The sequence below is a fragment of the Microbacterium alkaliflavum genome, from assembly GCF_044325405.1.
In the GTDB taxonomy this organism is placed as follows: Bacteria; Actinomycetota; Actinomycetes; order Actinomycetales; family Microbacteriaceae; genus Microbacterium; species Microbacterium alkaliflavum.
This window is the reverse complement of record NZ_JBIQWL010000013.1, coordinates 92,892-105,773: the sequence shown is the minus strand read 5'-3', so window position 1 is coordinate 105,773 and position 12,882 is coordinate 92,892. Positions and strand designations below refer to the sequence as shown.

At 66.7% G+C, this 12,882-nt stretch carries 10 protein-coding genes; 7 read left to right on the top strand and 3 right to left on the bottom strand.

From position 1 onward, the window contains the following. Window positions 1–326 precede the first annotated feature (326 nt). Entirely contained in the window at window positions 327–1,319 is a 993-nt protein-coding gene (locus tag ACH3VR_RS21285; protein ID WP_397558342.1) for a LacI family DNA-binding transcriptional regulator, read from the bottom strand. A 179-nt stretch (window positions 1,320–1,498) separates the two neighbouring features. Here ACH3VR_RS21285 and ACH3VR_RS21280 point away from each other — a divergent pair, with 179 nt between their 5' ends. The 4 genes from ACH3VR_RS21280 to ACH3VR_RS21265 all read left to right on the top strand — a co-directional run bounded on the left by ACH3VR_RS21280 (window position 1,499) and on the right by ACH3VR_RS21265 (window position 7,153). Then, window positions 1,499–2,797 carry an MFS transporter gene (locus ACH3VR_RS21280; RefSeq protein WP_397558341.1) on the top strand — a complete coding sequence of 433 codons (1,299 nt, stop codon included), beginning with the start codon at window positions 1,499–1,501 and terminating at the stop codon, window positions 2,795–2,797. Window positions 2,798–2,821: 24 nt separating this feature from the next. Then, entirely contained in the window at window positions 2,822–5,659 is a 2,838-nt protein-coding gene (locus tag ACH3VR_RS21275) for a family 78 glycoside hydrolase catalytic domain (protein WP_397558340.1), read from the top strand. 91 nt (window positions 5,660–5,750) lie between these two features. Then, window positions 5,751–6,647, top strand: a complete 897-nt coding sequence (locus ACH3VR_RS21270; RefSeq protein WP_397558339.1) for an MBL fold metallo-hydrolase — start codon at window positions 5,751–5,753, stop codon at window positions 6,645–6,647. 2 nt (window positions 6,648–6,649) lie between these two features. Further along, complete coding sequence (locus ACH3VR_RS21265) at window positions 6,650–7,153, top strand: alpha/beta hydrolase (RefSeq protein ID WP_397558338.1); 504 nt, start codon at window positions 6,650–6,652, stop codon at window positions 7,151–7,153. Window positions 7,154–7,380: 227 nt separating this feature from the next. On the opposite strand, the gene ACH3VR_RS21260 is transcribed toward ACH3VR_RS21265, so the two are convergent. Together ACH3VR_RS21260 and ACH3VR_RS21255 are read right to left on the bottom strand one after the other, a co-directional pair. Continuing rightward, window positions 7,381–7,926, bottom strand: coding sequence for a hypothetical protein (locus ACH3VR_RS21260; RefSeq protein ID WP_397558337.1), 546 nt, complete (start codon window positions 7,924–7,926; stop codon window positions 7,381–7,383). Then, on the bottom strand, window positions 7,923–9,020 hold the full coding sequence (locus ACH3VR_RS21255; RefSeq protein ID WP_397558336.1) for an XRE family transcriptional regulator: 1,098 nt from the start codon (window positions 9,018–9,020) through the stop codon (window positions 7,923–7,925). The genes ACH3VR_RS21260 and ACH3VR_RS21255 overlap by 4 nt, the downstream gene beginning before the upstream one ends. 72 nt (window positions 9,021–9,092) lie before the next feature. On the opposite strand from ACH3VR_RS21255, the gene ACH3VR_RS21250 reads away from it, so the two are divergent. From ACH3VR_RS21250 to ACH3VR_RS21240, 3 genes are all read left to right on the top strand, one after another. Next, complete coding sequence (locus ACH3VR_RS21250; protein ID WP_397558335.1) at window positions 9,093–10,370, top strand: hypothetical protein; 1,278 nt, start codon at window positions 9,093–9,095, stop codon at window positions 10,368–10,370. Beyond that, window positions 10,367–11,596 carry a hypothetical protein gene (locus ACH3VR_RS21245; RefSeq protein ID WP_397558334.1) on the top strand — a complete coding sequence of 410 codons (1,230 nt, stop codon included), beginning with the start codon at window positions 10,367–10,369 and terminating at the stop codon, window positions 11,594–11,596. The genes ACH3VR_RS21250 and ACH3VR_RS21245 overlap by 4 nt, the downstream gene beginning before the upstream one ends. Window positions 11,597–11,690: 94 nt before the next feature. Beyond that, window positions 11,691–12,863, top strand: coding sequence for a hypothetical protein (locus tag ACH3VR_RS21240; RefSeq protein WP_397558333.1), 1,173 nt, complete (start codon window positions 11,691–11,693; stop codon window positions 12,861–12,863). The last annotated feature ends 19 nt before the right edge of the window (window positions 12,864–12,882 follow it).

Here is a 12,882-nt window from a genome sequence, read left to right as displayed (position 1 = left end):
CCGAGCCCGCACGTCCCGAGCTCTACCTCACCGCCTGACCACCACCCACCCTCAGGAAGCAACGGAATGACACCACGCCACGGGACTTGACCTTCGTGCGCACAGTGAACTGCTGCCCCTTGCGATGCAGACGGTGGCTGTCGGCGCCGTCGCGGGCGACAGCCATTCCGGGTGCTTGCGCCCACCCGAGCTTTCATGACCGCACCAGGCCCGTAGGGCCTCCGGTGATGCCAGGCCGCTTCGACCAGCAGCCGGCGCGCATGCGTGTTGCCGGTCTTCGTGATCGATGAGTTCCCGCAGCCCCAGCGAGGACGCTGAAGGCGCAGCTACGTGCTGCGGCGTCGGATGAGCGGGGTAAGATCGGTGGGAAACGCAGGCAGCGGTTCTTTGTCCAACTCGGCCCGACCTCGCGCGGCGAGGTGGGCACCGAAGTCGGCCATTTGGAGGCGCACGGTCGTGAGCGGCGGGTCGAGCAACGCTGCAAGCGGTTCATCATCGACCCCGACCACCGCCAGGGTGTCCGGAACGTCCCAACCCAGTTCGTAGGCTGCCCGGAGTACGACCGCGGCGCAGATGTCGTTGAACGCGGCTACAGCCGTGATGCCCGCTTCTCTCCATGCCGGGAGCATGCTCACGCAGTCCGATATCGCTCGTTCATCTGCCCTGTCGATGTCGAAGGTCTCGGCGCACTCGACGCCAAGGTTGGAGCATGCATCAAAGATCGCTGCCCGGCGTTGCCGCGCCATGTCGGACAATTCATCGAGGTTGCTGCTGACATATCCGATGCGATCGTGACCTTGTTCCTTCAGGTGCGCCACCTGCTGAAGCGCCAATGCGTCAGTGAGCATACTCAGAAGTCCCCGGCCGTCTGGCATGCATCCCGACCAGGGTATGCCTGCCTGCTCGACCGCCGCGCGGTCATCCGCCGACAGCCCCCCGGGTGCGAGCACGAGGCCCGGGGTTAGATACTTCAGCGCGGTAACGAGCGGAAAGTCGACGCCACAGGACACCAGTACCATCCCCCACGACTGGACCTCCCGAGCGACGGCATCTCGCAGCAGCCCGCCGGTGGAGCCCATCGCGAGAACGTCACGACCCTCGGGCGGAACCCTGGAGTACTCCTGCAACAACACAATGCGGGAACGCCCCGACCGCAGCGCGATGGCCGCTGGATCGGGCACATAGCCGAGCGACCGCGCGGCTCGAAGAACGCGTTCGCGCGTGGCTTCGCTGATTCGCCGGCCGGGCTTGTCGTTCAGGACGTAACTCACGGTCGCTCGGGAAACCTGAGCGGCCTTCGCGATGTCTTCGCTCGACACTCGGGTCCTCGGCATGACTCCCCCTCGATTCCACCACTTGACAAAAGGTTACACGTTGGTTCAACGTGGACTACACGTGTAACCATGGGCGGTTACACGAGACACAGACTTCGAACAAGGTCTGAGCCCAGCAGCAACCCCAGCCAGCACCTTCGGGTGCATGTTCAAAGGAGAACCCCATGACCGGTCTCGCTCGGTCCGCGTCCCGCACACCCAGCGTGTGGTGGGTCGCGGTTGTTGCAGGGATGGCGTCCTACATCGACGCGGCCGCCCTTGTGGCGAACGGTATCGCCCTGGTGATCTACCAGCACACCGTCGGTGTCACGCCTGGCGAGATCGGTATACTTTCCGCTGCGCTGACGTTCAGTGTTGCGATCGGTGCGCTGGTCGGCGGTCGATTGGGCGACCGGTTCGGGCGGCGTCCGGTGTTCCTTGTGACGCTCGCGCTGATCGTGATCGGCGGGACATTGCTGATTTTCGGGACGAGCCTCCCGTTGCTGCTGATCGGGGAGGTGCTTGTCGGACTGGGTATCGGAGCGGACATCCCGGTTTCCGTCGCGACGATCTCGGAAGCGGCATCGGATAAGAACCGGGGCGCGGTCGTCGTCCTGTCGAGCCTGCTGTGGGGCGTCGGCATCCTCGCCACCATTGTGATCTCGTCGTTCGTCGGCGGCATGGGGTACCTCGGCGGTCAGATCCTGTACGCACACTTCACGGTGATCGCACTCATCGTCCTGCTGCTCCGACTCGGTATCCCCGAATCCGAGACGTGGAAGGTTGCGCGGGAAGAGCGCCGCCACGGCGTGGAGACGATCCGCGCCGACAAGACCGCCGTCCGGGACCTTTTCCGGGCTCCGTATATCGTGCCGTTCCTCGCGCTCTTGGCGTTCGCCACGCTCACGAATCTCGCGGCGAACACCAGCGGACAGTTCAACGCCTATGTCGCCGTCAACCTCGCGGGCGTGTCCGTGGAGGCGTTCTCGCAGGCGGCGCTCTGGGTGTTCCCGGTCGCGCTTCTGGCGGGGATCTGGTTCATGAAGGTCGTCGACGGCCCGCACCGGATGCGGTACTACGCGGCGGGTGGCGTGATGATGGTGAGCGCCTATCTCATCCCCGTGGTGTTCGGGTTCAATTTCGTCAGCATTGTGGCGGTGCTGTTCCTGAGCGGTGTGGGCAACGCGTTCGCGTTCGACGCGATCAAGCGGGTCTGGACCCAGGAGTCGTTCCCCACGATGCTCCGCTCCAGCGCCCAGGGCGGCATCGACGCGGTCGCCCGGACCTGCGCCGCCCTGCTCGCCGCGGTCACTCCCGCGTTGCTGGCGGCAAGCCCGCAGCTGATGTACCTCTCCCTCGCGATCGTCACCGCGATCGGACTGCTCATCGCATGGATCACGTTCCGCAAGCGCACCCGCAACGAGTTCGACGTCGAGCAGGAGCTCGATCCGGACGCCGAGGCGGCGCAACCGGTCCCCGAATAGGATCCCGAACCGCCACCTCAGGGAGTGCTCGTGAACACCCAGTCACCGACACCGCCGCGGCTCGACAAGCTCCGGGTCGACCATCTGAAAGACCCGCTCGCCCTGCCGGTGCGGTCGCCCCGGTTCAGTTGGCAGATCGCCCCGGGCACCAACAGGGACACGACCCAGCGGAGCTATCGGATCCGGATCCATCGGCGTGAGCCCGGCGACGCCGCGGGACCGCTCGCAGCTGACACCGGTGAGGTGGCCTCTCCCGATAGCGTGACGGTGCGGGTGCCCGGATTCGTCGGCCAAGAGGGAGCGGACTACACGTGGACCCTTGAAGTGTGGACCTCGGATGCCGCCCGTCTCACGAGCGGGGGGACCTTCGGCATCGGCATCGGCATCGAGTCCACCTCCTGGCAGGCGCCCTGGGTGGAGCCGGAGCAGGACACCGTGATCGCCGAAGGCCCCCTCGGGCTCTCGCCTCAGGCTGCCGAGGCGGGCAAACCGGTCTTGCCACTGCGCGACCGGCTCCACCCGCCGCGTTTCCTGCGTCACGGGTTCTGGCTCGAGAAGCGTCCCATCCGGGCACGCCTGCGCATCACGAGCCAGGGGGTTCACCAACCGTTCCTGAACGGCTCACCGGTGGGAGACGAGGTCCTCGCTCCCGGGTACGAGAGCTACCACCGCAGCATCTCGGTCATGACGCATGACGTGACCAGGATGCTTGCGAAGGGCCCGAACGTCCTCGGCGTCATCCTCGGCGATGGCTGGTACGCGGGACGGATCTCGTTCCTCGGACGTAGCGCCCAGTACGGGGACAGGCTCCGTGCAACCTGGCAGCTCGAACTCACCGACCCCGACGGGAGAACCCACCTGATCCTGCCGGATGAAGGCGTGCTGTCCTCTCGCGGGCCGATCGACTGGTCCGACCTGTTCATCGGGGAACGATACGACGCGAACGCGGAAATCCCCGGCTGGGACACGACCGACTTCGACGACACTGACCGGACACTCTGGAAACCCTCCCGCACGGTGCCGGTCACCGTGCCGCTCACACCATTTGTCGGCGAGCCGATCCGGCGAGTGGCCGAGCTCCCGGCACGGCACGTCACCTCGAACAGCGTCGGGGAGACGATCGTGGACTTCGGCCAGGTGTTGGCCGGGCGGGTCCGCATGCGGGTGCGCGGTGAGGCCGGCACGACGGTGCGGCTCGAGCACACCGAGACACTCGACTCCGCGGGAAGCTTCGTCAACAACATCCATGGCGTGAACAAGGATCAAGTCGACGAGTATGTGCTGGCGGGTCGACCCGACGGGGAGACGTGGGAACCACTGTTCACCTTCCACGGATTCCGCTATGTACGGCTGAGCGGCTATCCCGGCACCCCCCGACCCGAGGACTTCACCGCCGTGGTGATCTCCAGCGATCTTGAGCCAACCGCAGCATTCACGAGCTCCGATCATCGACTGGACCGGCTGTTTGCCAACACGGTCTGGTCCCAACGGGCCAACTTCCTGGCCGTACCCACTGACTGTCCACAGCGCGAGCGCGCCGGCTGGACCGGCGACCTTCAGATCTTCGCCCCAACCGCCGCCACCCTGATGGATGTCGCCTCGTTTCTCGGACGATGGTTGGGCAACGTCAGAACGGACCAGCGCGACCACGGCGGGATCGTGCCGAACATCGTCCCCGAGCCGCCAGCACTCGCCGTTCTCGAAGACGACGGATCGGAGTTCGCCCAGATCACCGCCGCCGCCGGCTGGGGGGACGTCATCACCGTTGCGCCGTGGGAGCTGTACCGACACTACGGCGACATCCGATTCCTGGCCGAGAATTTCCAGGCCATGCGCGACTGGGTGAACTTCCAGACACGGGATGCCGCCGCGCTGCAGCCCGAACGACTACGCGGCGTCCACTTGAGCGGCGAGCAGGCCGCTCGACACGAGCTGCTCTGGAACGGCCGGCTGCACTTCGGCGACTGGCTCGCCCCTTCCACCCTGGCCGGGTACCTCGAAAACCCCGCCGACGCCGTGATGATCGCACCCAGACTGACATCGGAACTCGTCGGCCCGATGTTCCAGGCCCGATCCCTCGACCTGCTCGCCTCCACCGCGGACATCCTCGGCGAACACGCCATCGCCCACCGCAGCCGCGACCAGGCCGCAGCCGTGCGGGACGCGTTCGCCAGCGAATACATCAGCCCCGACGGGCGCATCAGCCCAGCACTGCAAGGCGTGTACGTCCTCGCGCTCGCATTCGACATGGTCCCGGCGTCGCTGGTCCCGGCGGCGACCGACCGACTCGTCGAACTCGTGCACGCCGCCGACGACCACCTCGACACCGGGTTCCTCTCCGTCCCCTATCTGCTCGACGTGCTCTGGGAGAACGGGCACCCCGAACTCGCGCGAACGCTGCTCTTGCAGGACACTCCGCCGTCATGGCTGTACGAGGTGAAGATGGGAGCCACAACGATCTGGGAGACGTGGCGGGCCATCCACGAAGACGGCAGCGTCGAGATGGCCTCGATGAATCACTACGCGTTCGGCTGCGTGGTGGACTGGATGATGCGACGCCTCGCCGGGATCCAACTGATCGAGCCCGGGTATCGGGCCGCCGCCATCGCCCCGGACCTTGACGGATTCCTCGACCGGTGCGAAGCGCACGTCGACACCCCCTACGGTCGACTTGCGACCCATTGGGAGCGACACCGTCACGGCGCGGTCCTCACCATCACCGTGCCCGTCGGCGGGCGTGCTCGGGTCGTGCTCCCTCCGGGTTGGGCGCTCCCATCGGGCCGTGACGACCTCGCGTCGGGCACCCATGTCCTTGAGATTGCACGCAGTCACGGTCCGGACACCAGGTCCGTTCCCGCCTGACAGATCAGGCCTGGCGGTGTTCCATTCCGCCACGAGCGACCGGATCGAACCGTCCGCGACCGCTTCCACCCTCAGAAAGGCCTCTCCACGCATGAACCCGGCACCCTTCTCCGCGCAGGTCGTCGCGGACCGCATTGCCCGGATCGAAGACCGGCTCGGGGTCTTCATGTACCTCATCGAAGGCGAAGACCACGCACTACTCGTCGACACCGGCTTCGGCGTCGACGACCTGCGGGGCTTCGTCCGATCCCTCACCAGCAAACCGATCACCGTGGTCCTGACCCACGGGCACGTGGACCACGCGTTCGGCGCCCACGCGTTCGACCGCGTGTACCTCCACCCCGCCGACATCGACGTCATGCGAACCCATGTCGACCCGGCCCTGGAAGCTCACGCCGAGGCCTCAGCACAAGGGCGGCCCGTCCAGCGCCTCCCCGACCCGGCCAGCTTCCGCACCCTCGAGGTAGGGACAAGCTTCGACCTGGGTGGACTCCGCGTCGAGGTCCACGACGGACGCGGCCACACACCCGGCTCGATCACCCTTCTCGTCGTCGAGGAACGCGTCCTGATCACCGGCGACGCCGCCAACCAAGGCACCTTCCTGTTCCTCCCCGAATCCAGCACCATCACCGAATACCGATCAATGCTGGAAGCGCTCGCTCACCGCCTCGAGGGGCGCTACGACCGTGTCCTCGTCTCGCACCTCTCAGGCGAAATGCCCGTCACCGTCCTGAGCGACCTGATCGCACTGTGCGATTCGATCCTCACCCGAACCGACGACGCACAACCGTTCGAGTTCATGGGCCTGCGCGGTCTCGCAGCCCGCCACGTCGACCCCAGCCTCCCCATCCCGTCCATCGCGAACATCGTGTACGACCCCGACCGCATCACGAGACGGTCGCCGACGAGCAAGTCTTCGACCACGCCGGGGAACAGCGCCGCCGCCGGGCCCGCCGTCGCAACCGTGCACGCGCAGGAAAGAACCTGAAAATGCCGATCGATCCGTACCTGAGGACGCAGTTGCGTCACCTCGATAGCATCAATTCGTTCACTGATCTGCTCTCCGACCCCTCCCTGATCGCATCCCTCGATCGTTCCAGAGAGGACCCGGGGCCGTGGGTGCCTCCGACCCTCACCATTGAGGAGGAAGACGTGCCGGGACCTCACGGGCCGGTGCGCATCCGCAGATATCAGCCACCCGGCAGGAACACGAACAGCCTGCCCCAACTCGTTTGGCTGCACGGCGGAGGCTTCGCGTCCGGCGACATCGACATGAACGAGGCCCACATGGTCGCCTCAGAACTCGCTGCAAGAACACCCGCCGTGATCGTCTCCGTCGACTACCGGGTCGCCGCCGGCGACGTCGTCCACCCGATCCCGCTCGACGATGTCGAAGCGGTATGGCTGCACCTAGATGGCTCCGATCATGTTCGGCGGGCTGCTCACTGCACTCTTATCCGTGACAAGTCAACACTGGCGGTATCGTCGTGCTGATCGTCGTGGGAGTCGGATCGTGAGGGCCTTGCTGCGGAAGCGCAGAGACCTTCATCGCCGCAAGTTCCATCGGTGGTGCCGGCATGGGCATGGTCACGTCCGCGACATGGGGATGCTTCTTCCGGACGCCGCCCAGCCCGATGAACTGGGCTTCTCGCTGACATGCGCGATCTCATTGGTCGCTGCCGCGATCCCTGGGCCCATCAGTGTGCGCACCGACCGCAGGTTCACGAGTTGCACCACTCCGTCCAGGCCGCGCGGGTCTGCACTTGTATCAGCTTTTCGCGGTGGCCGCCGAGTTCGCGGACGTAGTCGTATGCTTCGTCAGCCGTAAGTGCCCCGATGCGGACGGCCAGTCGGAGCAGGTCCCACGTGGTGTAGGTGCGGATGCCGTGCTCTTCGGCACGTTGTGCGGCGTCTCGGTCGTCGGTGACGAAGAACGCGGTGAGCCGCCGGTTGGTGATGATCGAGATGGTCTCCGCCTCCCCAAGATGCCGTGTGACAGGGTCGCCTGGGGCGGCGAGGGAGGTGCGGATCGTGGTGGTATCAACGATCTCCTGACCGGTCTGCAGCCGCAGAGGTTCGCCGAACATAGCGTGTGCCTGCGCCATGGTCTCGAGGCCGGGCTCCTGGGCGCTGCGGTCGCATTCGCCGGCGACGGTCCCGCACCAGCGGCCATTGCCGCGGACGAGCGCAGCCAGCAGGTCCATGCGTTGGACCCGCGCGAAGCGGACGAGGACGGTGTTGTCGGGGAAGAGGAGGTGGGTGCTCACGTGGCCACGAACCCGAGTGCCCGCGCAAGTTCGTCGATATCCGCGTCGGGGGTGTCGGGTTCGTCGATCTCGATCTCGTCTTCGTCCACGTCCAGCATCCACGCCAGGGTCGCTTTGGGGAGGCGTCCCTGGGAGATGAGCTCGATGTGGGCTGCCTGCAGTTCGAGGGGGAATCGTCGGGAGGCGGCGGCGTCCATGCGCTCGGTGATCTGATCGGTGCCGTCGTCGTTCCATCCGGGATACCGGCGCAGGATCTTCTGCGTCGTCCATCCCAGCATCTGATCGGTGGCCGGGGACGTCGGGCACCGCAGCGCGGCCAAGCGTCGGCGTAACGCGTCGGAGGACACCCCCCAGCGCCACAGGTTGGCGGCGACCTCATCACCGGACACGTTGGCCCAATCGACTTGCGTCAGCAGGTCGGCTGGAAGGAGCAGCTCCGCGGCGAAGGCATTGGCGGCGGCTTCTTGCGCGTCATTCTCGGCCGCGGTCGCCGGTTCCGGTGTGTTCGCGTGGCCGTGGGCGACGTGGCCGAGTTCGTGGGCGAGGGACCAGTTCTGGTGGAACCAGTTGCCGGTCTCGTTGAGGATGATCACGACTCGCCCGGCGATGCTCGCCGAGCACGCGTTGCGCAACCCGCCCACGCGGATGACATCGATGTGGTAAACGTCCGCCAGTTGTTCCGCGAACGGGCGGATGAAGTCGTCGCCGAGCGCATCACGAACGGTGGCCGCGTCGGCGGGGACATCGCTCGACTTCTCAGGCAGGCGCGCCTGCCGATAAGCGAGGGACACCTTCTCGACGGTCGACTTCAGGTCATCCCAGTCGGCGTGCCGACTGCCGGTGTCGTGGTCGAACTCGTGGCGCGCGACCACCAGGGCCTCTGCCGGGTCGCGCTCCCCGGTTGCCAGCCAATACATCGAGGTGTTCAGAACGTAGGAGAGGGCGGCCAGTTCGGCGGCAGAGAAGCCGCGGCTGCCGTTGACGGCGCGGGAGAACGCATCGGGGGTCATCCCGATCTCTTCTGCAATGCTCGCGTGGGTGCGCCCGGGGAGGACCTCGCGAACGCGCGCACGGACGCGCTCCCCAACCTCCATGACGACTATGCTACCAGAATTGGGATAATCCCAATCGATTCGGCTGTGGGGCGTTGGGACATTGGGGTAGTGATGGAGCGGTTTGAAGAGGGTCTGCGGTGCCAGGACGTACACTCGGGGCTGCGGAACATCGACCCGAACTCGGCGATCCTGACCCCGCTGACGGAGACGCAGAAGATCGGCATGGCGGCGAGTCTGGCCGCCCTGGTCCGTGGGCAGGACGTGGTCTCGGATGCGGAATCGCTCCGGGCGGTCGCCGCCGAGCAGCTGGATGTCAGCCCGTACGCGTTCAACGACGTCATCTACTCGTTGGAAGCCGCCGGGTTCGTCACCAACATCAAGAGGTCCTCGACCCGGATCGTGTCGTTCAACGAGCAGGTCCCGATCTACCGCAACATGTACGAGGGTCTCGGCACCGCCTGGCGGGACAACGCGCCCACCGAACTCGAGCAGCAGGTTGTCGGCCTGGTGGACGGACTGGCGTCCGCGCCCATCCCGGTCGAGGAACTCTCCGCGCGGCTCGGCCTCGATGAGGCGGAGCTGCCGCAGGTGCTCGATGTGGCGACAGAGTCAAACCTGGCACGACTGGTCGATATGAAGGATGGTCGGATGGCGTACTCGCCGTTCATGGGGTTCGAGCACCCCGAGGCCCTCGCTGACCTGGTTGCCACGCACGGCGGCCACGAACTCGCCGACGCGTTCGCAGCCCTCCGTGGCGAGCAGGGCATGCCGCTGTCGCGTGCCGGTGACGTGATCGGCCAGGCGGTCGCCGGCGGGTTGCTGATGGCGCCGTCGGTGGACACCTCTGGTGGGGTCGCCGAGTCGTTCCCGGTGCTGCCGTACTCCGTGGACACGGGCCTGCTGCGCGAGCGCAAGCCGGTGTTGGAGAAGGCTCTCGCGGTGATCGCGAGCCTGAAGTGCGGCGAGTACTACGGCGGCGCCACTTCGCTGGAGCGTGCGCAGCTGGTCCGGGTGATCAACAAATGGCTGGACCCGAACCGCGGCTCGCTTCCCCCGCACAGTTCCCACCGCCGTCAGTATGGGCTGATGCACCGCATGGGGATGATCCGGTTCGACCCCGACACGATGCCCGGCGGGTCGTGGGTGGTGCCGACGTTCATCGACTCCACCGACAACCGGGCCGCGCTCGAACTCGCCCGCGACCTGCTCACCTTCGGCGAGTCAACGGGGAACCGGGTCGGCGATGATCAGGCCCGCGCGGCGCTCGCGCTGGGCAGCACGTACGTCTCCCCGATGCAGACGATCGGCCGGGTCCGGGAGAAGAAGAGCATGAACGTCGCCCAGTGGGAGAACGTCATCAGCGCCGCATACGGACGGGCCGCGCTGTGAGCGAACTGGACCTCGGCCTGAAAGTCGCCTCTCGCCGGCTGCTGTGGCGGATGGGATACTCCACCCGCATCGACGTGCCGCTGCGCGCGTTCGGCTCCTCCAGCACCCCCACGCCCGGCCCGCGCACCCCCATCGAGTCGTACACCGACCTCGACGTGCTCGGCGTCACCCTCGCCCCCGGCGCCGCAATCGAAACGGCGATCGTCGACTGCAAGACCGGCGGCAGCAGCGCGATCAGCCGCATGTTCTGGATCCGCGGGCTGTCGGAGTTCTTCTCCACCACCTCGGCGTACATGGTCCGTGAGCGGGAGATCTCCCGCGGCGGTCGGCAGCTCGCGACCCGACTGCGGATCACGGCGCTCACCAGCGCAGAGGTCACCGCCCTCGAAACCCTCCACCCGACCGTGCTGCCCGTCGACCACCTGCCCCTGGCTCACCTGTTCGACCGCGCCCATGTCGCCACGGTGAAGGAGCGGTGGGCGGAGCAGGACCGCAAACTGAAGTCGCTGCTGGAGTACCGCGAGTTCGACTACTGGATCTACGACCGGCACCTCAACCTGATCCAGATGGTCGAACACCTCCGCGGGGTCCGCCGCCACCTGGACGGCCGCAACCCGCAGCACCTCGCGATCCTCTTCGACTGCGCATGGCTCTACCTGGTCGCCGCGTTGCACGCCATCCAGGCCATCCGAGGCGTGCACGTGTCCAATGTCGCCCTCGGCCTGAAAGAGTACGTACTCGGCGGTGCCGAGCAGGTCCGCGAGAAAGAAAACCTCGGCTCCCTGCTGGCCGAGCTGCGCCGGGAAGGCAAGCTCCCCGACACGGTCAGCATCGACCCTCTCCCGCAGTACTTCCCCGCCATGGTCGACCTGTTCACCCGGGTCATGCGACGAAGCGACACCACGATCACGTCGCTGCAATACCTCGAGTACCTGGCCAGCGCCACCATGGTCGCCGCGCGCACCACCACCGCCGACGGATTCGGCACCGCCCACGACGACATCGCCGCGAAGATCGCCGAGAACGTCGTCGCGTTCCTCGTCGAGGCCGCGGAACTTGACGGCCGGATGCTCGCCGCCGCACGCACCCGCCTCTTCGGCTCCGGCGCGGCGCCCGCACCCCCCGCAGCCGCCAAGGCGCCCACTTCCCGCAAGACCGACCCGCACGTGGAGCCGGACGCGTCCCCGGAGCTCGATCTGGGGATCAGCGACCCTCCGGCGCCGTAGACGAGTTGCCGCCAGGACGACGGATGCGCGGATTCTGGGAACCGACCACGCCGAAGCGATCCGCTTCGCCCGCCGCCGCAGCGAAGCGCTGCAGTTGGCGTTGCCGCTCGAGCCGCCGACCAAGAAGACCCGAGCGGGAACCCGCCGGAAGGCCAGCGACCTTCTCGACGAGGCATTCGAGACCGACACGCTCGTCCAGCACGCACGGCAGCAGACCCGCTGGCCCAAGCCCCGCGCGGCGATCGCCCTCGATATCGACGTGTTCGGTGCCGGCTCGAACGGTCCGCGCATCGACAGCATCTGCAAGTGGCTGCTCGACGAACTAGCCGGGCGGGTCTACACCGATGACCGGCAGGTGAAGCTGCTGTTCGCACGCACCTGGCGGCAACAACCACTATCAGCCTCCGACCTCGCCACGTTCTGGGGCGACGCCGGCCCACCCCTCCCGGACGACACCGGGAAGCGGTCGGCGATGAGGTATGTCACGGCGCAACCCCGCGCCAACATCCTCGCTGACCTGCGGGCAGCGTCCCGTCTGGACGAACGATGGGACCCGTTCGACGACGACCACGGCGGGCGCTACGCGGATCCGCACCACGCCAGCGCCCACCGGGATCACCTCGTGGACTATCGGGCGCTGTTCGACCCGGACGATGAACGCGACGCCGGCGAAGACCGGCTGCTTGGTCACCAGATCGAGTACGCCGACCAAGTGCAGCAGCAACGCCTGGTGGACCTCATCATCTCGTCCCTGTTCACCCGGTTGCCCGTCGACGACCACGACCTGTGGGGTCGGGTGTGGGACTGGCTACCCTACAGCCCGTACATCTTCCACCTCGGGGTGCTTCCGGAACGTGGTGGGAGCACCACGTTCCGGCATAACCTCTACCGCATGCTCGCGACCCGACGTGACCAGTTCCCTCGGTTGTTCCCCATGCGGTCCACGAGCGGGATCTCGATGATCTTGTTCGAGGACGCCGACACCGGCAAGGACCTCGACAACCTCGTCCGAACCGTGCTGCCGGACGTGCTCACGGTGCTCCGCCCGCCACGCACCGACCTGCCCGGCTGGATCGCCGAGGAAGCAGACCCCGCCACCGGGTCCGTCGATATCCCCTTCATCGAGGTCGCCGCACTCCCGTCTCAGGGCACGGACATGCCCGCCGGATCCGTCATCTTCGGACTATCCAGCGGACATCGCCACCAAAGCTGGTGGGACAGCATCGCGGACCACCTCGAGCGCACCCTCGACCCAGACACGCACTGATTCGCGGTCCCCGTGGACA